The organism is Brevibacillus sp. FSL K6-0770, from assembly GCF_038000275.1.
GTDB lineage: Bacteria > Bacillota > Bacilli > Brevibacillales > Brevibacillaceae > Brevibacillus > Brevibacillus parabrevis.
In genome coordinates this window covers 2,766,537-2,789,806 of sequence record NZ_JBBOBQ010000001.1, presented here as the reverse complement: position 1 = coordinate 2,789,806, position 23,270 = coordinate 2,766,537, and the positions used below count along the sequence as shown (strand labels likewise).

At 51.2% G+C, this 23,270-nt stretch carries 31 protein-coding genes and 1 riboswitch; of the genes, 12 read left to right on the top strand and 19 right to left on the bottom strand.

The window, feature by feature from the left end; translation table 11 throughout:
* Window positions 1–24: 24 nt before the first annotated feature.
* From nrdF to nrdI, 3 genes are read right to left on the bottom strand one after another with little or no spacing between them, the layout of a single operon-like run.
* The gene (nrdF, locus tag NST23_RS13680) at window positions 25–978 is read right to left on the bottom strand and encodes a class 1b ribonucleoside-diphosphate reductase subunit beta (RefSeq protein ID WP_122963319.1); all 954 of its coding nucleotides are present in this window, start codon (window positions 976–978) and stop codon (window positions 25–27) included.
* A gap of 49 nt (window positions 979–1,027) precedes the next feature.
* On the bottom strand, window positions 1,028–3,112 hold the full coding sequence (nrdE, locus tag NST23_RS13675; protein WP_173595947.1) for a class 1b ribonucleoside-diphosphate reductase subunit alpha: 2,085 nt from the start codon (window positions 3,110–3,112) through the stop codon (window positions 1,028–1,030).
* Window positions 3,099–3,458 carry a class Ib ribonucleoside-diphosphate reductase assembly flavoprotein NrdI gene (gene nrdI, locus NST23_RS13670; RefSeq protein ID WP_173595946.1) on the bottom strand — a complete coding sequence of 120 codons (360 nt, stop codon included), beginning with the start codon at window positions 3,456–3,458 and terminating at the stop codon, window positions 3,099–3,101. Before nrdI ends, nrdE begins: the two co-directional genes overlap by 14 nt.
* 154 nt (window positions 3,459–3,612) lie before the next feature.
* Window positions 3,613–3,810, bottom strand: a riboswitch (cobalamin riboswitch).
* 173 nt (window positions 3,811–3,983) lie between these two features.
* On the opposite strand from nrdI, the gene NST23_RS13665 reads away from it, so the two are divergent.
* Window positions 3,984–4,805, top strand: coding sequence for an alpha/beta hydrolase (locus tag NST23_RS13665; RefSeq protein ID WP_328140641.1), 822 nt, complete (start codon window positions 3,984–3,986; stop codon window positions 4,803–4,805).
* A gap of 113 nt (window positions 4,806–4,918) precedes the next feature.
* On the opposite strand, the gene NST23_RS13660 is transcribed toward NST23_RS13665, so the two are convergent.
* From NST23_RS13660 to tlp, 4 genes are all read right to left on the bottom strand, one after another.
* Window positions 4,919–5,431 (bottom strand): ACT domain-containing protein, encoded by a 513-nt coding sequence (locus tag NST23_RS13660; protein WP_063231043.1) that lies wholly within the window; start codon window positions 5,429–5,431, stop codon window positions 4,919–4,921.
* Between the two features lie 34 nt (window positions 5,432–5,465).
* On the bottom strand, window positions 5,466–5,798 hold the full coding sequence (locus NST23_RS13655) for a hypothetical protein (protein WP_122963321.1): 333 nt from the start codon (window positions 5,796–5,798) through the stop codon (window positions 5,466–5,468).
* 19 nt (window positions 5,799–5,817) lie between these two features.
* The gene (gene mnmA / locus NST23_RS13650) at window positions 5,818–6,930 is read right to left on the bottom strand and encodes a tRNA 2-thiouridine(34) synthase MnmA (RefSeq protein WP_173595945.1); all 1,113 of its coding nucleotides are present in this window, start codon (window positions 6,928–6,930) and stop codon (window positions 5,818–5,820) included.
* A 148-nt stretch (window positions 6,931–7,078) separates the two neighbouring features.
* Window positions 7,079–7,294, bottom strand: coding sequence for a small acid-soluble spore protein Tlp (gene tlp, locus NST23_RS13645; RefSeq protein WP_122963323.1), 216 nt, complete (start codon window positions 7,292–7,294; stop codon window positions 7,079–7,081).
* 119 nt (window positions 7,295–7,413) lie between these two features.
* Here tlp and NST23_RS13640 point away from each other — a divergent pair, with 119 nt between their 5' ends.
* Window positions 7,414–7,635: a hypothetical protein gene (locus NST23_RS13640; RefSeq protein ID WP_122963324.1), complete on the top strand. Its 222-nt coding sequence runs from the start codon at window positions 7,414–7,416 to the stop codon at window positions 7,633–7,635.
* A 13-nt stretch (window positions 7,636–7,648) separates the two neighbouring features.
* Here the strand turns inward: NST23_RS13640 and NST23_RS13635 are convergent, their stop codons facing one another.
* Both NST23_RS13635 and NST23_RS13630 read right to left on the bottom strand, forming a co-directional pair.
* Complete coding sequence (locus NST23_RS13635) at window positions 7,649–7,999, bottom strand: DUF952 domain-containing protein (RefSeq protein ID WP_173598766.1); 351 nt, start codon at window positions 7,997–7,999, stop codon at window positions 7,649–7,651.
* A gap of 30 nt (window positions 8,000–8,029) precedes the next feature.
* Entirely contained in the window at window positions 8,030–8,275 is a 246-nt protein-coding gene (locus tag NST23_RS13630; protein ID WP_173595944.1) for a hypothetical protein, read from the bottom strand.
* A gap of 170 nt (window positions 8,276–8,445) precedes the next feature.
* Between NST23_RS13630 and NST23_RS13625 the strand changes: the two genes are divergently transcribed.
* From NST23_RS13625 to NST23_RS13615, 3 genes are all read left to right on the top strand, one after another.
* A complete protein-coding gene (locus tag NST23_RS13625) occupies window positions 8,446–9,456 on the top strand; it encodes a glycerophosphodiester phosphodiesterase family protein (protein ID WP_173595943.1) in 1,011 nt (336 codons plus the stop codon).
* Between the two features lie 71 nt (window positions 9,457–9,527).
* Window positions 9,528–9,719: a hypothetical protein gene (locus tag NST23_RS13620; RefSeq protein ID WP_122963327.1), complete on the top strand. Its 192-nt coding sequence runs from the start codon at window positions 9,528–9,530 to the stop codon at window positions 9,717–9,719.
* Between the two features lie 97 nt (window positions 9,720–9,816).
* A complete protein-coding gene (locus tag NST23_RS13615; protein WP_122963328.1) occupies window positions 9,817–10,041 on the top strand; it encodes a hypothetical protein in 225 nt (74 codons plus the stop codon).
* 242 nt (window positions 10,042–10,283) lie between these two features.
* Here NST23_RS13615 and NST23_RS13610 read toward each other — a convergent pair whose 3' ends face one another.
* From NST23_RS13610 to NST23_RS13600, 3 genes are all read right to left on the bottom strand, one after another.
* Window positions 10,284–10,577 carry a YolD-like family protein gene (locus NST23_RS13610; RefSeq protein ID WP_122963329.1) on the bottom strand — a complete coding sequence of 98 codons (294 nt, stop codon included), beginning with the start codon at window positions 10,575–10,577 and terminating at the stop codon, window positions 10,284–10,286.
* A complete protein-coding gene (locus tag NST23_RS13605) occupies window positions 10,561–10,761 on the bottom strand; it encodes a hypothetical protein (protein WP_063231052.1) in 201 nt (66 codons plus the stop codon). Before NST23_RS13605 ends, NST23_RS13610 begins: the two co-directional genes overlap by 17 nt.
* An 87-nt stretch (window positions 10,762–10,848) precedes the next feature.
* Window positions 10,849–11,823, bottom strand: coding sequence for a bile acid:sodium symporter family protein (locus NST23_RS13600; RefSeq protein WP_122963331.1), 975 nt, complete (start codon window positions 11,821–11,823; stop codon window positions 10,849–10,851).
* 181 nt (window positions 11,824–12,004) lie between these two features.
* Here NST23_RS13600 and NST23_RS13595 point away from each other — a divergent pair, with 181 nt between their 5' ends.
* A complete protein-coding gene (locus NST23_RS13595; protein WP_063231054.1) occupies window positions 12,005–12,247 on the top strand; it encodes a hypothetical protein in 243 nt (80 codons plus the stop codon).
* 95 nt (window positions 12,248–12,342) lie between these two features.
* On the opposite strand, the gene NST23_RS13590 is transcribed toward NST23_RS13595, so the two are convergent.
* Window positions 12,343–12,789 carry a YhcN/YlaJ family sporulation lipoprotein gene (locus NST23_RS13590; protein ID WP_122963332.1) on the bottom strand — a complete coding sequence of 149 codons (447 nt, stop codon included), beginning with the start codon at window positions 12,787–12,789 and terminating at the stop codon, window positions 12,343–12,345.
* A gap of 677 nt (window positions 12,790–13,466) precedes the next feature.
* Between NST23_RS13590 and NST23_RS13585 the strand changes: the two genes are divergently transcribed.
* A complete protein-coding gene (locus tag NST23_RS13585; protein WP_122963333.1) occupies window positions 13,467–14,144 on the top strand; it encodes an O-methyltransferase in 678 nt (225 codons plus the stop codon).
* A gap of 54 nt (window positions 14,145–14,198) precedes the next feature.
* Here the strand turns inward: NST23_RS13585 and NST23_RS13580 are convergent, their stop codons facing one another.
* Window positions 14,199–14,666 carry a DUF3862 domain-containing protein gene (locus tag NST23_RS13580; RefSeq protein WP_122963334.1) on the bottom strand — a complete coding sequence of 156 codons (468 nt, stop codon included), beginning with the start codon at window positions 14,664–14,666 and terminating at the stop codon, window positions 14,199–14,201.
* A 247-nt stretch (window positions 14,667–14,913) separates the two neighbouring features.
* Here NST23_RS13580 and NST23_RS13575 point away from each other — a divergent pair, with 247 nt between their 5' ends.
* On the top strand, window positions 14,914–15,261 hold the full coding sequence (locus tag NST23_RS13575) for a YkgJ family cysteine cluster protein (protein WP_122963335.1): 348 nt from the start codon (window positions 14,914–14,916) through the stop codon (window positions 15,259–15,261).
* Window positions 15,262–15,345: 84 nt separating this feature from the next.
* Window positions 15,346–15,543 (top strand): hypothetical protein, encoded by a 198-nt coding sequence (locus NST23_RS13570; RefSeq protein ID WP_173595942.1) that lies wholly within the window; start codon window positions 15,346–15,348, stop codon window positions 15,541–15,543.
* A 98-nt stretch (window positions 15,544–15,641) separates the two neighbouring features.
* Here NST23_RS13570 and msrA read toward each other — a convergent pair whose 3' ends face one another.
* Window positions 15,642–16,157: a peptide-methionine (S)-S-oxide reductase MsrA gene (msrA, locus tag NST23_RS13565; RefSeq protein WP_122963337.1), complete on the bottom strand. Its 516-nt coding sequence runs from the start codon at window positions 16,155–16,157 to the stop codon at window positions 15,642–15,644.
* Window positions 16,158–16,355: 198 nt separating this feature from the next.
* Between msrA and NST23_RS13560 the strand changes: the two genes are divergently transcribed.
* On the top strand, window positions 16,356–16,835 hold the full coding sequence (locus NST23_RS13560) for a GAF domain-containing protein (protein ID WP_122963338.1): 480 nt from the start codon (window positions 16,356–16,358) through the stop codon (window positions 16,833–16,835).
* A gap of 66 nt (window positions 16,836–16,901) precedes the next feature.
* On the opposite strand, the gene NST23_RS13555 is transcribed toward NST23_RS13560, so the two are convergent.
* Window positions 16,902–17,189 (bottom strand): hypothetical protein, encoded by a 288-nt coding sequence (locus NST23_RS13555; protein WP_122963339.1) that lies wholly within the window; start codon window positions 17,187–17,189, stop codon window positions 16,902–16,904.
* 542 nt (window positions 17,190–17,731) lie between these two features.
* Between NST23_RS13555 and NST23_RS13550 the strand changes: the two genes are divergently transcribed.
* Together NST23_RS13550 and NST23_RS13545 are read left to right on the top strand one after the other, a co-directional pair.
* On the top strand, window positions 17,732–18,256 hold the full coding sequence (locus tag NST23_RS13550) for a GNAT family N-acetyltransferase (protein ID WP_122963340.1): 525 nt from the start codon (window positions 17,732–17,734) through the stop codon (window positions 18,254–18,256).
* Between the two features lie 48 nt (window positions 18,257–18,304).
* A complete protein-coding gene (locus NST23_RS13545) occupies window positions 18,305–18,856 on the top strand; it encodes a hypothetical protein (RefSeq protein ID WP_173595940.1) in 552 nt (183 codons plus the stop codon).
* Window positions 18,857–19,075: 219 nt separating this feature from the next.
* On the opposite strand, the gene NST23_RS13540 is transcribed toward NST23_RS13545, so the two are convergent.
* The 3 genes from NST23_RS13540 to NST23_RS13530 are packed head-to-tail and all read right to left on the bottom strand — an operon-like array spanning window position 19,076 to window position 22,922.
* On the bottom strand, window positions 19,076–20,410 hold the full coding sequence (locus NST23_RS13540; protein ID WP_340963835.1) for an LLM class flavin-dependent oxidoreductase: 1,335 nt from the start codon (window positions 20,408–20,410) through the stop codon (window positions 19,076–19,078).
* On the bottom strand, window positions 20,386–22,029 hold the full coding sequence (locus NST23_RS13535) for an AraC family transcriptional regulator (RefSeq protein ID WP_340963833.1): 1,644 nt from the start codon (window positions 22,027–22,029) through the stop codon (window positions 20,386–20,388). The genes NST23_RS13540 and NST23_RS13535 overlap by 25 nt, the downstream gene beginning before the upstream one ends.
* A 26-nt stretch (window positions 22,030–22,055) precedes the next feature.
* Window positions 22,056–22,922, bottom strand: coding sequence for an ABC transporter substrate-binding protein (locus NST23_RS13530; RefSeq protein ID WP_280648369.1), 867 nt, complete (start codon window positions 22,920–22,922; stop codon window positions 22,056–22,058).
* Window positions 22,923–23,270 lie beyond the last annotated feature (348 nt).

Genomic DNA, 23,270 nt, shown 5'->3' with positions numbered 1-23,270 from the left:
CTTTTTAAACATACGTTTAACTTTTTACTCAAAGCGGAAATCATCATCTGTCAGCGGCTCGACGTTGAGCGTGCGGACATAGCCATTTCCTTTTTTCGAGAAGAAATCATGCTGCTTCGTATGCGTCCGAATCCCGTTCAAAACGATCGGATTGACTTCTTCCTCCGGGAAGAACGGGTCCAGTCCCAGGTTCATCAACGCTTTGTTCGCGTTGTAACGCACGTAAGCCAGCACTTCGTCCGCCAAGCCAATTTCCGTATATAGAGACACGGTATACGCCTCTTCGTTCTCATGCAGCTCGTGCAGCAACGCGTACAGCTCCTCTTTCACAGCTGTCTGCTCGACGACGCTGAGGCGTTGATACACTTCTTGCGCAAGCACGCCGACGTACAGTCCGTGAATGCTTTCGTCGCGCACAATCAGGTCGATGATCTCGCCACTGCTCGTCATCTTGCCCTGTCCAGCCAAAAAGAGCGGGTAGAAGAAGCCGCTGTAAAACAAATAGCTTTCCAGAAAAACAGAGGCAACCATCGCCATGTACAAGTCTTTCGCTGTCTCGATGCTTTGATAGCGTTGCGAGATCAACGCCGCTTTCTTTTGCAGATGCGGATTGCGCTCCACCCAGGCAAAAATCTCGTCGATTTCTTCGGTGGCAGCCAAAGTCGTGAAAATGCTGCTGTAAGACTTGGCGTGAATTTGCTCCATCATGCCCATGAAAGCCAGGACGGCTTTTCGCTGCAATCCGTCCACATGCTCCATGATTTTCGGCATCCCGACGCCGCCTTGCACCGTATCGAGCAAGGTAAGGCCACCGAGCACTTTTTTATACGTGTCCCGCTCGGTAGCGCTCAGCTCCATCCAGGACATTTTGTCGTCCGACAGCGGAATCTCGTCATCGGTCCAGAACTGCATGATGTTCTGATTCCAAAACGTCATCGTAAAATCGTCGTCCGGCCTGTTCCAATTGACTGCTTTCATAAGGCGTTCCTCTTCTCTATCAACTTGTTCCAATGACCTACATCTGTTGTTAAACGGCGCAGCTAATGCACTCTTCTACCGTCAGATGCTTGGTGCGCGTGTAGTAGAGCGACTTCAAGCCTTTTTTCGCCGCGTAAATATAGTAGCGAGCCAGCTCTCTTGTCGAGATGTTGCTGTTGACGTGCAGCACGGTAGAAATCCCTTGATCCACATGCTCCTGGATTTCGGCAATCAGATCGATGACTTTGAACTGGTCGATCACATAGGCAGACTTGTAGTAAAAATAGTTCTCTTGCGTCAAGTACGGCATCGGGTAATACGTGGTCGAGTTCGCATACGTTCTCGTCTCGATATGCTCCACGATCGGCATTACGCTCGATGTCGCATTCTGGATGTAGGAAATGCTCTGTGTCGGAGCAATCGCCAGACGATAGGCGTGATACAGCCCGTTCTCCTGCACTTTTTGCTTGAGAGAAGCCCAGTCCTCTGGCGTCGGAATGTGCACGCCCTCGAACAGCTGCTTGCCTTTTTCCGTACGCGGACGGTAATCGGTTGCGAGATATTTGTCAAAATAAGTGCCCTTGGCGTACTCCGACTGCTCAAAGCCCATGAAGGTTTCCCCTTTTGCCTTGGCAATCTCGGCGCTCATCTCCAGCGAGTAAAAGTTCATCATCATGAAGAACGTGCGGGCAAAATCTTTTGCTTCTTCACTCTCATACGCGATTTTGTTTTTCGCGAGGTAGCCGTTGAGGTTCATCGCCCCCAATCCGACAGAGTGCAGCTCGCGGTTCGCTTTTTGCACGCCCGGCGCATTTTCCACACGGGTTACATCGCTGACGGACGTAATCGCTTCGATGCCTTCGCGCACGGATTCACGGATTTTTTTGTGCTCCATCACGTTGACGATGTTCAGGGAAGCCAGATTGCAACTGATGTCGCGGCGGATAATGTCTTCCTCGCCGTAATTCGTGATCGTAGTAGTCTCCTGCAACTGGAAAATTTCCGTGCACAGGTTGGACATTTTGACCGCTCCAATATCTTTGAGCGCGTGGTTTTTGTTCGCATTCGTCTTGTTCATGATGTACGGATAGCCCGATTCCATCTGGATCATCGCGATCTTGGTAAGCATCTCGCGGGCGCTCATGACGATCTTTTTCTTGACGCGCTCGTTTGCGACCAACTCGTCGTACATCTGATCGAGATCCAGATCATCCAGATGAACGCCGTATTCCTTGTAGACCGAATAAGGAGCGAACACGGTCAGAGGCTTGTTCTCCTCTGCCAGCTTGTAAAACACATTCGGCACAATCAGGCCGATCGACAATGTCTTGATCCGCGATTTTTCGTCAGCGTTGATCTTTTTGCAATCGAGAAACTCGTTGATGTCCCAGCCAAAAATGTTGTAATAAGCTGCCCCGGAGCCTTTGCGCTGTCCCATCTGGTCGGCGTAGGAAAACGCATCTTCCAAAAGCTTGAGTACAGGCATGACGCCTTTGGCTGCGCCCTCGACGCCTTTGATCGGCTCTCCCCGCCCGCGAAGCTTGGACAGATTGACCGCTACGCCGCCGCCGATTTTCGAGAGCTGCATGCAAGTTCCGAGCACGTAGTTGATCGAGTTCAGGGAGTCGTCCATTTCCAGCAAGAAGCAGGAGACCATTTCCCCGCGGCGGCTTTTCCCTGCATTGAGGAATGTCGGTGTAGCCGGCTGGAGACGCTGCTCCATCATGGAAACAGTCAGGCGCTTCGCAAGCTCGAAGTCTCCGCGGCCGAGCGAGAGAGCAACAATCGCTACCCGATCCGGGTACTGTTCCAAATACGTGGACTTGTCGTCCGTTTTCAGAGCGTAGTCTTTGTAAAACTTGGAGATGGCCATGTACGACGCGAATTGAAAACCAGTGTCATGCGCCAGTCGGAAAACTTCGTCGACCTGTTCAACGGTGTAGTCCTCATACACATTTTCATAAAAATCATGCTGGATCAAATAGTCCATCCGCTCTTTGACACTGTTGAAGGTCATGGTCTTCGCCTGCACTTCCTCCATGAAGACGGCGACTGCCTCTCTGTCTTTTTCCAATTGGTAAAACCCGTCGTTTCCACGCTGCATTAGTTGGTTGTTCAATTCAATGTGCCGCAATTGCTGCCACCCCACTCGTAAATTGTTCCACGTCACGGCCGGTACCGGACAATTCAAACTTGGAAATCACCGGAACGCCATACTGGATCGCGATTGTATCTGCGCTTTTGGCAAAGCTGGTGCCCCAGTTGCGATTGCCGCTGGCAGACACTCCGCGCAAATAGACATGATTTCGCTTCAGGAAACGGTCCACCTTCTCTGGCACCTGCCCGAAGCCTGTCGTGTACGTCACCAGGATGAACGGCTCGTCTAGCACCATCTCCGGATCGATTTCCACGCGCGGCAGATCGATTTTGTTTACGAATCGTCTCACGTTTCCTGTTTTTGAATCAAAAGCGATTATCATGTCCCTCATCCTTTACTGCAATTGTATACTTTTTAGCCAAAGTAAAAGCGCATTCGACGCCAAAATGTCGAATGCGCATGATGATTCCCATCGTATCCATTCAACATGACAAACGAATGGAGCGCTCGAACACTTCCCTATCTTCCGTAGGTTACACAGTGCTTGCAGTCAGGCAGGTCTCCTGGCTTGGGGTCATTGCTCCATTTGGCCTTCCCGATTGGCTCAATCAGTGGCGATCACAAGCAAATGGAACTCTCTCATCACAGTGGCGGGACCGCGTCGGAATCTCACCGACTTCCCTATTAAGTCTACCAAATATAGCGTGGTAAACACCTGTCCGCATCAATATGTAGTTGGTAAAACTTACTTTACCTCAATATATCGTAGGAGTCAAGCTTGGCATGTTCAATTTTCGTAGTGATAATCTCTCTCATTTCTCTATTGCCAATCTCTGGTTTTCGTCCATATAATAGGTTTCGTGTACATAAAAGTTGACGCCTACGGACGAATGGAGAGTGACCCATGATGGACAGTACGACTTACGAGGCAGTAGCGATTCCCCGTTCCCAAACGAGAAAAATAACATACAACGATCGTACGTTCCACCTATTTGTGAGCACGCCAGACACAGCCCCGCCGCCAACAGGCTTTCCTGTCATCTATTTGCTGGACGCCAACTCGGTTTTCGGCACGATGACCGAAGCCATTCGCCTGCAATGCCGCGCTCCTGAAAAAACAGGCGTGCAACCAGCCATCGTCGTCGGCATCGGCTATCCGACGGAAGCGCCCTTCCATCCGTCCCGCTACTACGACTTCACGCATGTCGTTCCGCAAGACGAGCTGCCCGCTCATCCGCGCGGCGGAGAATGGCCGGAAATGGGCGGCGCCGAAGGGTTTCTTTCGTTTATCGAGAAAACGGTGAAGCCTGCTATCGAAAAAGACTTTTCCATCGACACCTCGCGCCAGACGATCTTCGGTCATTCTCTCGGCGGCTTGCTGGTGCTGCACGCCCTGTTGACGCGGCCGCACGAGTACCAATGCTATATCGCCGGCAGCCCGTCCATTCACTGGAACGAAAGCGTCCTGCTCGAAGAAGAGCGGCGCTTGCCTGAACGGCTTACAGACGAGCTGAAAGTCAGAGCGCTCCTGACGATCGGGGAACTGGAGAACGACGGGCGCTTCCACGTCAACGTCAAAGCTGAGGCCATGGCAAAAAGGCTGTCCGCTCTCGGCACAGGCCAGATACAAGCCACGTTCCGTCAATTCCCGGACGAAAATCACACCTCTGTCTTGCACGTCCTGATCAGCCACGCGATCCGCTTCGCATCCAAAACCGCTGCCCGCTAACCAGGGCAGCTTTTTCTTTTCCCAAAACCGGCCAACAACCGCTCCACGCACGCAAAAAACCGCCCATACGAAACATATGAGCGGTCATGCACGCATTTCTGCTCTTTTTCGGCTTACTGGAGGGACAACACCTTGTTGATCTGCGGCAGCTCTTCAATCGCCGCTACAACTGTTGGCGTAATCTCTTCATCCGTGACGCAAACAAGCAGGGCGTTCTTCCCTTTTTGCTCGCGCGACACGTTCAGCTTGGAAATATTGATTTCGTGGTCAGCCAGTTTGCGGGATACGTCGTAAATGACCCCGGGATAGTCGGTATGGTGCACCAAAAGACCGTGACCGCCCGGCGGAATCCGACAGGCGCAGTAATTGATCTCACTGATGTACACCTCGCGCCAGTCCTGGGCGAACGTATATTTGTTCGCGCCCACGCGCAAATTCGCCAAATGGTTGGCGTATTCGCCAGAGCTGTTTTGCACGGAAACGCCGCTGCCCAGCCCTTCCAGAAGCAAGGATGCGATCTGCTCTTTGTTTTCATGGGCCAAAATGCTCAAGGTTGCCCCTGCAAGCTGCGGCTCCAGTCTGCTAATCAATTGGGCCAACTCACGAAGTCCAGCGTATTGGGTCATGTAATGCCCTCACTCTCCCAGTCAAGGTTATTCTTCATTTCGGAAGAATCCACTCTTCCGGCTCTTTGATGATGGAGGAATGGTTTTCGGAACGGTACCAAGCTGTCAGGCTTTCCCCGTCCTTTTTGTACACAATGCGGTAAATCGTATTGCCTTTTCCGCTTTTGGCAAAAGGGCTTTCATCGGCAGGAACAGCGGTCACGCCGCCCGGTTCAATCACGCCGCCTTTTTCCTTGATGACAGCCTGGATCGTCGCCATGTGCTCACTGCTCGTAGCCGACATTCCCATGTAAGCGAGAAACCCCAAGAGGAGTGCTCCCGCCAAAAACGAAACGATAATCACTTTGGATTTTTTCGTTGCATCCACCAAGCGCTTCCCCCGTATATTAATTCTCTTTATCTATCGAACGCACCTTGTCGATCGTTCCTCCGCCGAGACAAACTTCGCCATCGTAGAAGACGACGGCCTGTCCAGGAGTAACGGCTTTTTGCGGTTGAGCGAAAACGACCTCTATGGTGTTGCCTTCCTGCACGTGTACCGTCACTTGCTGATCCGGCTGACGATAACGGAACTTCGCGGTGCAGACAAACGATCCAGTTGGCTTGTTGGCGCTAACCCAGCTCACGTCTGTCGCCAAAAGACTGCTTGAGTACAGGCGGGGATGATCGGAGCCTTCCCCGACAATCAGTGCGTTGCGTTCCAGATCCTTGTCCACGACAAACCACGGTTGACCGCTCGTGCCGTGTCCGCCGCCGATTCCAAGCCCTTGGCGCTGACCGAGCGTGTAGTACATCAGTCCATCGTGCTGCCCGATCACGGTTCCCTCGACAGTCTCGATATTGCCGGGCTTCGCTGGCAAGTAGTTTTGCAAAAACTCGCGGAAGTTGCGTTCGCCAATGAAGCAAATCCCTGTGCTGTCCTTTTTCTTTGCGGTGTAAAGCCCTGCTTCCTCGGCAATTTTGCGCACCTCGGGCTTTGGCAAATGTCCGATGGGAAACATCGTTTTGGACAACTGCTCCTGGCCGAGCACGTTGAGGAAATACGTCTGGTCCTTGTTGTTGTCCGCGCCTCGGATCAGCTTGTACTCCCCGTCGATGAATTTCACCTGCGCATAGTGGCCTGTCGCGATGTAATCGGCTCCCAGGTCCATCACTTTTGCCAGCAGTTCGCCAAACTTGATTTCGCGGTTGCACATGACGTCCGGGTTCGGAGTGCGCCCGCGTTTATATTCATCCAAAAAATACTGGAATACTTTATCCATGTATTCTTTTTCAAAATTGACGGTGTAATATGGAATGCCGATCTGTTCACAGACGCGCCGGACATCCTGGAAGTCTTCTTCCGCCGTGCAGTGGCCGAATTCATCGGTATCATCCCAGTTTTTCATGAAGATGCCGATGACGTCATATCCCTGTTGCTTGAGCAGGTAAGCCGTCACGGAGGAGTCGACTCCGCCGGACATGCCGACAACGACGCGTGTGTCTTCTGGTCGTTTCATAGTCTTTCTCCTCTTGATTCAATTTGTTCTTCTACAGATTACCATGTTTCGCAAAACAATTCATGTTTTGTTGCACTTTTCCCCGCTCCATGCCAAAAACACCTGCCGCAACTCTTGTGGCAGGTGTCGATGCGAGATGATTTTCAGCTCACTGGGACGTCTCATCCTCGATTTCCGAACGGAAGCCTTCTGCACTTTCTGCACGACGCTCGTTCTTCGCCTCGATGTCCGCACGTTCCTTGGCGGAAATCTCCCCTGCGTGCGCAGCCAGATAGTCATTCGCCTCGTTGATATTTTCCTCTGTATTTCGCGCCATTTCTTGCAGCTTGGCAGCGTTGTCAGAGCGATCATCCGGTTTTGCCATCACAATTCCTCCTCTGGTTCCAACTAGATTCACTACCTGTACCATTGTTCTCCGTTCACGCCAGAAGTATGTATGATAAACTGGTAGCATCTGATTTTGGACGAAGAGGAGTTTGACCGATGGCTTCCCTTGATTTTCTGGAACGAAAGCTGTTAAAAATCATCGCGGAGACAGACCCGGTGCGGCTCAAGCGCCAATGGGTGAGCAGGCATGCCGAGCCGTTCCCCGAAATCGAGCAGCGCAAAAGGATCGCGCTATTGCTGCGCAGACTCGACAAGCTGCCTGCATCCAAGCGCGAGGAAGTGCGCGATTTGCTGAATCAGTTCAACTGGAACGGATAAGCCGGATAAACGACTAGCGAATAGACCCGCCGATGCGCCAATGCCCGTCCACTTTTTCCATCCGGCGAATATCGGCAATGGCATCGTGATTGAGCGGACCGTAAATATGCGGATAAAGCAGTCCGTCGCTCGCCTGCTCGTATTTGATCGGAGAAGCGGATTTGCTCTCGTCGACTACGAGGACGAACAACTCCCCTTCAAATGCGCCGTATACCCGGTCCGCTACCTTCCCCAACAGCTCGTCGCCTTTTGTGGCATGAATAAAACCTTCCTGCTCGTAGTCGCGGGGCAGGTAATGCTCCTTCTCTTTCCACTGTTCCCAGTAAGCTTTTGGCACCATGCAATAAATGATCGATTCCTGCATCGAAAGTATGTCTCCTTTTTCGCTTGCGCTTTATTTGTTTCCCATCGCTTTGTTGACATGCCGCATGGCTTTATCGAAAAACATCTGGTCAAATGCCCCTTGATCGAACTTCCATTCAATGAAGTTTTTCAATGAATGCAAATCCACCCACGCATCCTTCGCTTGCGGATTGCGGTTAGGCACTTCACCCGTAATTTCTCCCTCGTAAACCAGCTTGGCCATCTCGTTTGGGTGCATCCCGATTTGATAGGCGATCTGGTGCAGCGCTATTTTCATCGAACTCCCCCTGCTCGGTAAGTCAATCCATACGTACGCTCTATTCTGCCAGTCTTTTTTCCCCGTGCCAAGTCCCTCTTGCGCACAGAGACATGTTTTCCTCCTGGCGCCTGCTTTGGTAAAATAGCGGTAGAAAAACAGGTCATACAGCACCGGAGGCCGCTCCATCTATGGAAAACATCAAATCGGCACCGAAAAAGAAGCGGTTGCGCCGCATCTTCTTTTGGGCATTCCTGACGCTCCTTCTCTATATGTGGGTCGTCAACAGCTCTTTTTTGGCGAGTCCGCCTGACGGCTCTCCTTTTTTGCTGGCTCACCGCGGAGTGGCGCAAACCTTTCATATGGAAGGAATCACAAACGAAACGTGCACAGCCGAGCAAATTTACCCACCAGAACATCCTTACCTGGAAAATACGCTTCCTTCCATGCGCGCGGCTTTCGCAGCCGGAGCCGATGCCGTTGAACTCGATGTCCACTGGACGAAAGATTCTCAATTCGCCGTCTTTCACGACTGGACGCTCGGATGTCGCACCAATGGCGAAGGGGTGACGAGAGACTTCACCATGTCCGAGCTGAAAAAGCTGGACGTGGGCTACAACTACACGGCAGACGGCGGGCGCACGTATCCTTTTCGCGGCAAAGGTGTCGGACTGATGCCTTCTCTCGACGAGGTTCTGACGGAATTTCCGACGGAGTCATTGTTGATCCACATCAAAAGCCACGATCCAAACGAAGGCAAAGCGCTTGCCGCCTTTTTGCAGCCCTTGCCGAAAGAACGGCTGGCGAAGCTCGCTGTATACGGCGGCGACGAGCCTGTTGCCACGCTGAAGCAAGCAATGCCGGAGCTGCGCGTCATGTCGATGAGCACGATGAAAAGCTGCCTGATTCCTTACATCGCTGTCGGCTGGTCCGGATACGTTCCGGACGCCTGCGCCGGGACCCAGCTGCATATTCCCGATCAAATCGCTCCCTGGCTGTGGGGTTGGCCTAATCGCTTCATGGAAAGAATGGAAGCAGCGGATACTCGCGTCATCCTGGTGGCAGGAAGCGGCGACTTCTCCCAAGGCTTCGATACCCCGGCCGATTTGAACCGGGTTCCCGAGAAGTTCAACGGAGGAATCTGGACAAATCGGATTGATCGCATCGGACCGCTTTTGCATAAAAAAAGCGAAACAAAGTGAAACTGTCTCCAGACATATGCGTATATACGAATACGCAGCCGAATCTGACAAGACAATTGGGAGTGATGGGGATGTTCAAAAAGCTTTTGAAAAATTTACTGGGTAATCACTCGAATGCTTCCCACAAATACCGGAAATACAGCAGCAGCGACCGCAAATACCGGAAAGGTTACGGGTCCAGCCACAGGGGGCACGGACACTCTCATTACGGCAGTTCCCACTACAAAAGAAAACATTCCAGCAGGAGCTTTTTCAGCAGCTAAACGACCTGCTCTTGGTACGCAAAAACACTCTGCCAGCTTCTGCAGCAGAGTGTTTCTTGTTTACGTATGCTACAATATGGAAAAGGAGCGTGCTGAAATGAACCCTTCCAAATCGTTTTATTATACCGTTGATCACTCCATGGTAGATGAATACAAAAAAATGCTCGATTTGATGAAAATCCCCTACACGATTGAAGCGCCAGTCGCTTTGCTCAAGGAAGGGGCCAATCAGTATTCCTTTGTGTTCCCGGATATGTCCGGCCGTTTGTATCAAATGGTAAGCAAGCTCTTTCAAGGGGAAGGCAAGCCCTATCCGCAATAATCGATGGCCTCGGGCAAAAAAAGGGACCCATTTCTGGGCCGAAGATAGGAAGTGGAGAGAATGCATGCTATGTAATATATACTAACATGAAACGAGTGATTGTCAACTTGTTTTGTCATTTTTCTGAGTTTTTATGTTAGTTTTTCTTACACCATTTCTTTCCGTTATCATTCTCTATCTGTTCGCACGCAAAAAGGAGGGACTTCGCGCCCCTCCTTTTCTTGTTTTTTCGGTCGTTTCGTTTATCCAAGAACGTTCACGATCTGCTCCAAACCGATCCACTCGCTTCTCGCTTCATTGACCAGTTGAACCTTGCGTGCCTTGGGGTCAACCCACTTGACTACGCCCCACATGCTGTGCGTATTCCCGCGCTCGCCATCCATGGACACCCACCAGCTGACTGTCACGCCATAATCTTCCCTGCCGGAATCACGGAGCATGTACAAAAACGATTCACGCTCCTGCTTTGTGATCACTGGCTGAGCCATGTCTTGCGGAAAAAGCTGACGTCCTCCGCCGTTACGAATACCGCTCATCACTTGATTTCACCCACCCTAGCCTGTACAAATCGTTTACTGCCCGTCTCATTTGACGATTGGACGCGATCGTCTGAATCTCTGTTCCATTTTCCAGCATTCTGTAGACGCGAAGATGTACGGCTGTAAGCACGGGAACCCGCTGCATCTCCTTGTTCACAGGAACGAGAATGGTCTCCAGCATAAACATCACCCTCGAACGTACGTTTGCTTCATTATATACGAACAATATGCGAACAGGCAATATGAAAAAGCAGAATCTTCCTGCTTTCTACTGGGCGACTTCCTTCCCGATTGGTTGCGGCCGCTTTTCCACCACATCCAAAAACTTGCCGAACGTAGAGGCGAGCGTCTGCTGAAACAGCATCCCGAGCACGACAGGCAGGGCCACTGTAGCAGGGAAATACGTAATCGCCATAACCGCTCCGGCACTAATATTGCGCATCCCGCTATTAAAAGTCAGCGCGACGATTACGTCCCGTTCCCAGCCAAACAGTCTTGCCATCCACCAGCCTAGCAAGTAACCGAGAATGGCGAGCAAAAGCACCAACACAGCCATCCCGAACAGCTTGGCGTCCCATGCCTGGAAATAATTCGACACCATCGAGCTGTTAATCGCGACGACCACACCCATGCCCAGTTTGGAAAACGGAGAAAGCTTGGGAGCCAGCGTCTGTTTTACTCTCCCCCGCGACAGATGATGCAACAGCATACCGGCAAGCGACGGCAGCACGATCATGAAAAAGAGTCCCTGCATCATGTCCCATGTATCCATCTCTACTTTCGCCCCGAGCAACACGTACATGCCGAAAGGAACCACAAGCGGCGAAATCATCGTGTCGAGCAAAATAATCGACAGCGTCAGCGCGACGTTTCCCATGTAAATCGAAGACCACAAAAAACTGGAGATGCCCGTCGGAATGAGCGCCGCCAGCAAAAAGCCGGTAATGACATGGACATCGTCGGGATAGAACAGATGCGCCACTCCCCAGGCAATGAACGGCATGATGACATGCAAAATCATCAAATTGACCAGCAGCGGCAACGGACGTGCCAGCACTTTGGCAAACTCCTTGAACCCAGATCCCAGGCTCCCTGCAAAGGTCATAAAAGCGAAAACCCACGGAGACAAAAACGCGAACGGCTGCAGGTGCGATCCCGCAAGCACGCCAATCGCCACACTGCTCGGGGTCAACAACGGCATGATTTTTTCCAGCGACTTGTTTACTTTTGCGAATACATCCATTTCCTGCACCTCATTTGCTTTTGCGAACGCCTGATGAAAACCCATCTTTCTATATTACGTACTGGACAACTTTATTTCTAGAGAAAATGACGGGCGCCGCACTTTGACGGGCAAACAAAGGCACACTTGCATACTTTTTGGCGAACGGGTAAAGCCTAAGCTTTAGAAAGGAGGTATTTTTATGAACGGCATGGATTGGGTAGAATTTATCCGAAAAACCGAAGATAAAATGTTTCACCTCCATCGGGCGATTGATGGGATTTGTAACGAACCGGATTATAAAGAATCCGTCTCCGCTCTGACCGAAGTGGTCAGAGATTATCAAGTATTGGTTGAAAAAGCAAAAAGCGAGCTGCGTGGCATCGACTTGCATCGTGATCGTGGCGAACGCGATCGCGACCATCACGATCATGACCGTTACTAGAAGAAACTCAACTCCCCAATCGGGAGTTTTTCTTTTTTTACACGAAGCAAAAAACCTCAATCCATCCGCTTGCGATGGTGAGGTCTTCGTCCCAGTTACCCTTTCATTTTCTTTTCCAGCTCTTTTGCAGCTTTTTTCTTCTGGCACGCCTCTTTTACATCCGTCGGCCATGGCGTACCGCTCATCGATTGCAAGTCCATAAACAGTTTCTTATCAGAAGTGACGTGAACTTTCGAATCGGGAAATGCCGTTTTCAGCTTGCCCGCCACTTCTTTTTCAATCGATTGCAGTTTAAAGCGATTGAAGTTGCTAACCTTGATGGCGAGGTTCAAATCGTTGTCAATCTGGACAGCAACCACTTCATCGATCCCATCCACTTTAGCGGCAATCGCTTTCGCCTGCTCTTCCCACTCCGCATGCCGGACAGGCACAGGTGTGCACAACGGCTCTGCCTTGTTCTGTTGCTGTGTCTGCGCATTGTTTTTCCCCGAGCATCCTGTCATGACCAGCGCGATCGCCAAAATTGCCAGTATCGTACGCATGCAAACACCTCCTGACAAGTTATCCTTACTTTAGGATGACCGGAAATGGAGCATGTATGAGTGCGGGTTCTTTCCAATATAGAGACGCAGGAGACCGATTTGACCGTCCAGGACTATGTAACTATTTATCCCCGCCTGCGATTTTGGCATAAAAAAATGCGGCGGCTCATCTGCATTATTGAGCCGCCGCAGACCCCAAGAACATTGCGAGTCCTCCAATAGGATATACCAAATATGGCTTTGTAAGCGATAGGAGATCACTGGATGGCTTTTGGTGAACAAAAAAAAATCCCAGCCGCTGCTTCCGGCCGGGGCGTACGGGGTAGTACGCATATGTCATACGTGAATGATTTCATGATATAGGACAATAGAACTCGCAACAACCATCACTTTTAGGTAATAATACCTATGAATGGAACAAAAAAATAGCGCCGACCTATCTGCCTGAATTAAGTCGAACGCATTCAATCCCCAAGTTGGATTATACTAGCTAGCTTGGATTACTTTTCTATTATCTACGGAATTGGTCGATCATACCATGCGAAAATTATGGTAACAAACGCAATACTTTCCGCTTGATTTTGTTTCGTGTCGCTTTGAATCGTAGCGCTTTTCCAATATTTTCGGCAAAGATGCTTTTATGGTATGCTAGTTTTGCCATAAAAAGGAGTGAGACGATGAATCGCGATCAATGGACAGCTGTAGATGAATATTTTACGACGAAACTGGTTTCAGCAGATCCTGTACTGGACGCCGTTTTGGAACACAACGCAGCATCTGGCCTTCCGCCAATCGACGTGGCCCCCAACCAGGGGAAGTTCCTGCACTTGCTCGCCCAGATTCAAGGGGCACGCTCCATTCTGGAGATTGGTACACTCGGTGGCTACAGCACGATTTGGCTCGCTCGCGCCTTGCCTCAAGACGGCCGCCTGATCACGCTCGAAGCCGCACCGAAGCATGCAGAGGTAGCAAAAGCGAACATTGCTCGTGCCGGACTCGAATCGCTGGTGGAAATCCGCCTTGGCGACGCTCTGGACAGCCTCTCCGCTCTCGATCGCGAAAATCAAGGACCGTTCGACCTGATCTTTATTGATGCAGACAAGAAGAACAACCCGGACTACTTCCGCTATGCGCTCAAATTCTCGCGCAAAGGCAGTGTGATCATCACGGATAATGTCGTGAGAAAAGGTGCGGTCATCGACGAAACGAGCACCGATCCTAACATCCTCGGCGTTCGCCAGTTCGCCGATCTCGTTGCCGCAGAGCCAAGAGTGAGTGCGACTGCCATTCAAACAGTCGGCAGCAAAGGCTACGACGGTTTTGCCATCGCCCTGGTGACAGCAGATCCTAACTAACACACATCTCCCAATAAAAACCCGTCCGATGCTGAGCGCACAGACGGGTTTCGTTCATTGCAGACCGATTTGGGATTTGACTTGCAGTTTGCCATCCAGGAATGCCAAACTGGCACTGCTTCCGAGCGTTTCTCCTTCATACATGTAGACGACAGCATGATGCTGCTCCCCTTTGTTCCCTGCTTCCGACAGCAGCTCGCCTTCTCCCCCAATGATCCCCGTTGCTTCCTCATACGTCATGCCGTTTTCGATCTTGTCAAAGGCAGCCTTGGAAATCTTCGTTTTTTCATTGGCAGCAGAAGCCGACGCTGCATTGGTCGGCGAGGAAGTTTCCGAAGAACTTGCCTGTGTTCCCGCAGCGGGTGTTTCTGCTGGTGCAGCGGCAGTCGAAGTCGCATTGGTCGGTGCGGAACTTTCAGAAGAGCTTGCCTGCGTTCCCGCAGTTGGCGTTTCCGCTGGTGCAGAAGCGCAACCTGTCAGTCCCAGTCCGATACTGAGTAGCAATGCACATATTTTTTTCACGGTAACCAATCCCCCTTTTCATCTCTACACCTTAATCCAAAATATTACCAGTTTCATGAGAATATTTTCCTAATTGGCGACCTTTTTCCAAGCAGAGACAAGCAGGGAATACAATCGGAATAATTGTTGACAAAAATTTATTTTTGTGTTATATTAAAATATTTAATCATTTACATCAGCTTTTAAACCTTTCATACTATTCTTTACGCAAGGGACAGCGAAGAACTGGATGAAAGGATGTGCTGTAATGAACACATTGCCATGTCAGGGCTGCAAAGGCTTATGCTGTGGCCCGGTACCCATCACTGACAAGGAACGAAAGCTCATACATAAAAAGCTGAAAGCCATGCCGAAAAAGCTCCGCGAAGGCTTGGCGCATCAGCAGCGCTTTCCCGGCACCTGCATTTTCTACGACGTCAATCACGATCGTTGCGGCATTCATTCGTTTCGTCCAGACGTTTGCCGCCTGTTTGGCTATCACGAAGACCTCGTCTGTTTTCGCAAACCGGAACTGGCGACAAAAGGGAAAGCGCCGATCAAAGAACGACATGTCGGCTACCTCTCGATCGATTTTACGTGGAAAGATTTTCAGTGACGTATCTAGGCTGGACGTAAGGTGACACGGCGCAGGGATTGCAAGCATGGAAGTGCCAGGAAATATTCGGGAGGTGCCAGTCAAATGGAACCGTTCATCGGGTTTGTCATTCTCGCCTTTCTTGCCATCCTGCTGTTTCTCGTACTGGAAAGGCTGGTCGAACGCGCCGTGCATCCCCAGCATTTTTGGGCGGGTGCGATCATGAAAACGGTCATTTTCTTGTTGATTTGTGCAGGCGTCTATTTGTCGCTGCCTTGGTTTAGCGACCTGTTCTCATCCTGATTGGCAAGTCCAACCAAAAACCCGCCCTTTGCACAGGACGGGTTTGGATCGCAAGCAGACCATGTCGGGCTTGCCTGCTGCTTTTTAGGAAGCTGCTTTTATTTCCAATGCTGCTGAATGTACGCATCGCGGCCGGACTTTTCCCGGTCTTCCTTGTAATGCTTCGGGTTTTTCTTGTGGTAGCCTTGGTGATATTCTTCGGCGGGATAAAAAACGGACGCAGGCAAAATATCCGTGACGATTGGCTTGGAGAAGCGACCGCTCGCCGCCAGCGCTTGTTTCGATGCGACCGCAAGCTCATGCTGCTTTTCGTTATGGGTAAAAATCGCGGTGCGATATTGGCTGCCCCGATCGTGAAACTGTCCATCCGGGTCAGTCGGATCGATTTGCTGCCAAAACAGCTCCAGCAGTCTTTCATATGGAAACAACTCGGGATCGAACGTAATCTCGACCGCTTCCCAGTGTCCGGTTTCGCCTGTTTTTACTTGTTCATAGGTCGGGTTTTCCACCGTTCCCCCGGTATACCCGGAGATGATGCCTCCGATGCCCGGCAGCTCATCAAACGGTGTCACCATGCACCAGAAGCATCCGCCCGCAAATGTCGCTTTTTCCATCTGTATTTCCTCCAGTCCCAGCTACAGGTAATCTCCATGTTCTGCTCTCATTCATTGTACAAGAGCTTTCGGCTCGCTTCTAGGAAAAAGTGGGCAACAAATCTGCTCGTCCATAGAATCTCGTGAAGCCAATGCCCTCAGGATGTTTTATAATATCTGAGTAAAGCCATAGACAATTAGCTGTTAGGAGGACCATCCATGTTCCAAGTCGAAAAATTTCAAGGAAATAGAGAAGAGCAATACGAACTGGTCATCAAGCAGTTGGAAGCCTTGCTCGCTGGCGAGTCCAATCAGGTTGCCAATCTGGCCAATGCCGCAGCGCTGCTGAACCAGTTTTTTGAGGAAGTCAACTGGGTGGGCTTTTATCTGAACGACGGAAATGAACTCGTGCTCGGTCCGTTCCAAGGACTGCCTGCATGCGTGCGCATCCCGTTCGGAAAAGGCGTATGCGGCACCGCCGCGCAGAAGCAGGAAACGGTTCGCGTAGAGGATGTGCACTTGTTTCCAGGGCATATCGCGTGCGATGCAGCTTCCGAGTCGGAGATCGTCGTCCCGATCGTAAAAGACGGACAACTGCTCGGCGTCCTCGACATCGACAGCCCGCGCAAAAACCGTTTTGACGAAATCGATCAAGCTTATTTGGAAAAGTTCGTCCAGGCGCTCGTGCGTTTTTTGTGATCGCGCCTTCTTTTCCACGCGAAAAAAGAGCAGGCTTCCTTCTGCTCTTTTTTTCATGGCGATTTGTTATTTTCGGTAGTAGTGCTTGGCCCATTCGTTTTGGATTTGCTTTTTTGACTTTGCTCTCACCCGCGGCACCTGGCTCGTTTCCCATTCGCGGATGGCAGCCGCAAGAGTTCGGTAGAAGCGAAAATCGTTGATGTCCCAGGAGCAAAACAGTTTGCGGTACATCGCGCCGATAGAAATGCCTTTCTGGTATCTGCGAACAGCCTTGCTCGCCAACCTTTTGGCATATCGCTTGCCTGGTCCCGTCTGATCTTTGACAACTGGAAAGTGCTTGTAGCTTCTGCTCATCATTAACCTCCTTTTGGAAGCTAATGACCGTAATTTGTCTCCTTCATCGACGCCCTCCTTTCCAGACGCTCCTGGTTCTTACGTGCCCGTTGCTAGTACCGCCTACAGTCTCAGCGGGCAAACAGCTTCCCGCATCACTTGCGCAAATGCTCCGACAGCTGCGTAAGCAGAGTGCCCCATTCTAAAGAAACAGCGCCAAAATCGAGCACATTTCTCGTCTCCTTTCTCCCCTTTTTGCGTTTTCCGTCGCACATTGTTGGATGCAAAGCGTAAAGAAGTTCTCTTTATATTACCACCATCTTCCACGTTTTCAAAATAAACAGACCGCGATAAGCACAAGGAAGCTTTTTATGATCATCATGAAAATATTTCGCTGTCGCTGGAAAATAGAGGTGATTTTCGATCGCTCTTGTTGTAATATTATCCCAACTCCAAATCAACTGACAAAGGAATGATGCTGACGCCATTCGCTCTGCTACTAGGCGTTCTTTTGCCTTCCCGGCTGACAGCCACACTACTTCGGATGTAAAAAGGAGACTGCCATGTCCAATCCATTGACCAGCCAACACTTGACTCTCACCAAACTGGCTCCGCCCGACTGGGAATTGATTCGCTCCATTTACACCAATCCGGTCCTCATGCAGCATATCGGCTCCCCTATGAGCGAGGAAGCGATCCGAAGCAACTTTGCGAAAGAGTTGGCCCCGTGGACTCTCGACTCCACCCACTGGCTCACCTGGATCATTCGCGAAACAGACACCGGAAACGACGTTGGCTTGATCAGCATCTGCACCCGTGATCGTGACGTGCTCACTGCGGAAGTAGGCTTTATTATTTTGGATACGCACAAAGGCAAAGGCTATGCAACCGAAGCGCTTGCTTTTGTCCTGGACCACGCTGCTCATGCATATGGCTTCCGAAAATTCACAGCTGTTTGTTCTGAAGAGCACGCAGCTTCCAGAAAGGTGTTGGAAAAGGCGGGAATGAAGCTGGATAAAATCGTGCCGGAACATACTGAAATTGCTGGCACCATGGTGAATGACTGTTTTTATTCGTTGGAAAAATGAATGGTTGTTGAAAAGATAACGGCCCCGTTCGCATAAGGAGAGGTACTAATGAAGCTCTGGCAACAAATGATCATCGTCATTGGCTTACTGCTATTTGGCAGCCTGCCTGTCTTCGCTGCATTCGAAAACGAGCCAGCAGACAGGAGTGCGTACGAAAGCTATCGTCCATATGAATCTTCCGCAAATGCACAAAAATTCCTTGCCCATACCGTGAAACATCTGTCCGAGGGAACCATGGGCGGCAGCATCCCTTTACAGACGACGCGCGACGAGCTGCAAGCAAACTATGGTTTGCAGGAAAGCGAAATCGTATCGCCAGTCCCGAACGCCCATTTTTTTGAGCGGGACGGCTACCGTTACTTCCTCAATCGGATCAATGGCGAATCGACTGTCATGGTCATCCAAGCTCCCTTTGCCCCGCTGACAAAAGAGGAAATTTTTGAAGTGGTTGGCGATCAGCCTTGGTATGGCGGCAAAAGGCAACACCAGATCATTTACAAGCTGGATCGCTACATGCTCATATTTACCCACACGGATTCCAAGGAGCAAGTCTACTATAATAGCGTTATGATCAGTCCTCTGGACCCTACCAAAAAATAAGCATAAAGCGTGACCAACCCCCGTGCTGTTGACGGGGGTTTCTTGTACTTTACATTTGTGTCCACGCACGCCGCCCCATCCATCTGATGCTTGTATAGCCTGCAAACACTCAGTAAAGATGACCACGGTCATGTGTTGATTCAGCTCTCCGCTTCCCATTCTCGCTTAAACGCAATTGCCTTGCTCTATTTCTTTAATCAGTTCCGGACTGTTTCAGGTTCACCCCACCACGAACCGATTGGACGGGCGCGGCACGCCCAGATGCTCACGCAGCGTACTTCCGCTGTACTCCGTGCGAAAAATGCCACGATTTTGCAGTTCGGGGATGACAAAATGAACGAGATCGTGCAGCGATTGCGGCAGCAGGTGCGGAATGAAAGTGAATCCGTCCGCAGCATCGTTCGTCAGCCATTCTTCCAAGCGATCGGCAATTTGCGCTGGAGTGCCTGTGATCGAAAAATGCCCGCTCTGTTGCCTCACATGCTCGTACAACTGGCGAATCGTAACCAAACCGAGCTGATCCGCTGTTTGCTTCCACTGTCTGTACGAAGCCGTGCCAGCGTCAGCCAGATCCGGTTCGGGAAGCGGATCGTCGAGCGAGTATCCAGATACGTCGAGTCCAAGCGAGGATGAAACGATATCCTTGCGCGCCTCCGGAAGCAACAAACGCTCCTGATGCTCCCGCTTCTCCTTCGCCTCGGCTTCCGTTGCGCCGACCACCACATTCAAGCCCGGCATCAGCAGCAAATCAGACGTGGCCCGGCCGTATTTGGCCAAGCGCCGTTTCAGGTCGAAATAAAAAGCTTGTGCTTCCGGCAAGGTGCGTAAAGCGGTGAACACGACGTCCGCCTGCTGGGCCGCCCGTTCCCTGAAAGTATCAGACCGTCCGGCTTGGATAATGACGGGATGACCCTGAATCGGCCTTGCCACATTCAGCGGCCCGCGCACGGAAAACCACGCCCCTTCATGATGCAACGTGTGAATTTTGGCAGGATCGGCAAAATCGCCCGTTTCCCGGTCAATCTTGATCGCATCGTCCTCCCAACTGTCCCACAGCGCCTTAACCACATTAAGAAATTCCCCAGAATGCGCGTGCCGCTGCTCGTGCAACGGACGGTGATCGTTGCGAAAGTTGTGCGCATCCAGATCGCCGATCGAGGTGACGACGTTCCAGGAAGCGCGGCCGCCGCTCAGATGATCGAGCGTCGCCAGCATGCGTGCGACATGAAACGGTTCATGGTAGGTCGTCGATATCGTCGCGGACAAACCGATATGCGAGGTCGCCCCTGCAAGAGCAGACAGCAACGTCACAGGCTCGGGCCAAACGTTAATCCCCCGGCGAAGTTCTTCCGGGCTGTTTGCTGATATCGTATATTTATCCGGTTGAAAAATATAATCGAGCTTGCCTTCCTCTGCCGTTCGCGCCAGCTCGCGATAAAAGGCAAAGTCCAGTATCCGTTCCGGCTGCGCCGTCTGATCCCGCCATCCCCCGCCAGACGAACCCGGCGTTATAAGCAAGGTAGACAGCTTCAACTGCTTTTTACAATGGAGCATGATCGGCCCACTCCTGTCGTTGGTAAATGGGATAGTAGACGGTCAACCTGGTCCAGCTGCCATTCCAATGTGATCGCTTCATAGGAAGCCCAGCGATGCTCAAGCACATGCACCTGGCCCCTCCGTACTGCTTCATGGTTTTTCCAGCCTTTCGTACGCTGCAATTCGTCGAACCATTCCTGAAATTGTTGTTCTCTCCCGCGGATGACGATCAGCTTATCTGCCTGCAAATCCGCGAATCGAGCAAAGTCAATCGGCACTCGGCGAATGTGTTCATCCTGCTGGACGTGGTTCACCAGCAAGCTTGGAGCAGAAAACCCGAGCACCTCGTAGACGGTCGGAAAAAAACGCGGGGCGTGCAGCCACACCTTGCCATTGTCTATGCGCAGAACAGCAGCCGTTATTTCCGGAGCGACCAATGGACGCACTCGCTTCTGAACAACCTTTTTCTTCAACTCGTAGCGCTCCAGCCACTGGTTGGCTTCCGCCTCTTTGCCGAGCACCCGGGCGATTCGCTGAAGGCGCTCGAACGGCCGTTCGTCCCAAGGTACGACGATAACAGGTGCCAGTCGGGAAATGACGGAAAACTCCGAGCTTACCATAAAATCTGAAGCCACGATCAAATCCGGCTGCAGAGGTTCAATTCTCGCCAGCTCCACTTGGTTGTCGCCGATACTCTTGATACTGCTCGCGATTTCCCGAAGCGAATCGAGCGAAATGTCGAGCGCGCCAATCGGCTTAACGCCAAGCGCCAGCATGTCCCCAACATAGTGCGGCGTGACGATTTTCGTATCGCAGCCACGACTGCACGCATATTGTTTCGGGGGAAGGCCGACGATTTGTTTGAATCGCCGATTGAAATAATGCGTGTCTTTGAACCCGCTGTTGCGCGAGATGGTATGCAGCAGCTCGCCACCGATAAGGAGTTCCTCCTTCGACCGATTGATCCGATAGGTGGTCAAGTAATCGATCGGGCTTTTTCCCGTCGTCCTTTTGAACAAACGGGTATACTGGCGAACACCGAGATTCGCTTGCTTCGCCAATTGCTGCACGGTCAGTTCGTCGGCATAATGATCGTGCAAATATGCAATCGAACGCTCGATTGCAGCGGCCGAGTTCTCCTCCGCATCGACCGTTCGCGTTTGCTCCAAAAGGAAGCAAAGCAACTGCTGAAAGGCGATCTGCATTTTGAATTGCTCGATATCATCCTCCGCCGGCCAACGCCGCAGCAAAGCTTGACAGTCGACGAGCACGCGATGAGCCGGCTTCATGTTGAAAACGTGATCGAAACGGAACCGGAACGTTTCCCCGCCCTTATTCCCTTTACTGCGCTCCACTGTCCGAAATAACAGACGGTACAGCCGCAGCTCCTTTTGCCCCGTATTAGCTATTTCGCAAAAGGTTGCAGGCTCCACCATCCAGCAGGCTCCCTTGGCAATCTGCTCAGCGTTTTCCTGAAGCCAGAGCTTGCCTTGTCCATCTGCCACAGCCATAAGACTAAAGCTGCTTTCCGCCCGAAACCGCCTGGTATCCTTCGCAAGTACGCAAACTTTTTCGACCTCTTCAAGTACGAACAAGGGGAACTGATTCCTCGTGTTTTCATCCGGTGCATTTCCCATGTCCGAACCCCCTTTCGCTTTCGTGCTTATTTCAGCAAGAGCCTTTCCACTTCACCAAACGCCCAATCCAACGTGCTGGCATCGGCTATAGATAACCGTTTGTCAATCACATACACCTGGTTATTTTGAACGGCAGGCAAGTTTTTCCAAACAGCACCTTTCTTCGCGTCTTCAAACGTCTGTTGCGATTCCTCGTCATTCACGATGACGAAAATGCGATCTGCCGCAAACTCCGGCAACACCTCCTCCGCCAGCGGTACAACTCCCTTGAAATTCTCTTGCTGCTCCAATTCCTGCAGCTTTTTCGGCGGAATCAGGCCCAGCACCTGATAGACGGTCGGAAACGTGCTTGTCCGATATGTATAGATTTGCTTTAAGGCAAATTGAATGACGACGCCTGTTTCCCCTTCCTTGAACATTGGCTTGACTTTGTCCTGCAACTGTTTGGCTTTCGTTTCATAGCGCTCGATCCATGCCTTCTCCTCCTGCTCCTTTCCCAAAATGTCTGCGGCGAGATGCAGCGATTCAAATGCGTCCCCGAAGAAAGGGACCGCCACGACTGGCGCGATTTTGCTGTAGGCTTCGATTTCTTCTGGCGCCATGCGGGCGGAGACGAGAATCAAGTCGGGATTTAGCGCCAATACGGCTTCCTTGCTCGCTGTGTCCACAGCGATGTTGGCAATGCCTTGCTTCTCCTCGGCAGAAAAAAATCGCAGTAACTGGTCTGTCGCTCCGATCGGTTTTTGCCCGAGGGCCAACATTTCGCCGACAAAGGCCAAAGCGACCACCCTTTGGGGCCGAACGGGAATCACCACTTCCCGATTCAACGAATCTTTAAACGTTCTCATTTCTCCTTTTTCCGCCTCGGAAGCGGACTGCGCGCTTGAACTCAAGCTTTGCGTTCCCCCAGACTGAGAACTTCTGTTACCATCTGCATTGCTTCCGCAAGCGGACAGTACAACTGTTAGGCTCAAAAGCAAAGCGGCCGCACCGATCATTGTCGTGTAACGAAACAACTACAACCCCTACGATAATATTGATTATCATTTTCACTTGGCTATTATAATCGGATAACAAAGGCTATTCAATGGAGGAACAGGACTTGTTTCGATTAAACAATTGCGACATGCAATTGGCGCTACCAGGGCGACGTCCCAGTCACTAGCTCCAGTTGCCCATCAATCACCTGCCCCTCTCCTGCTCTGGTGAGACGAAAACATATCATCGTTTTCCCATTTGAG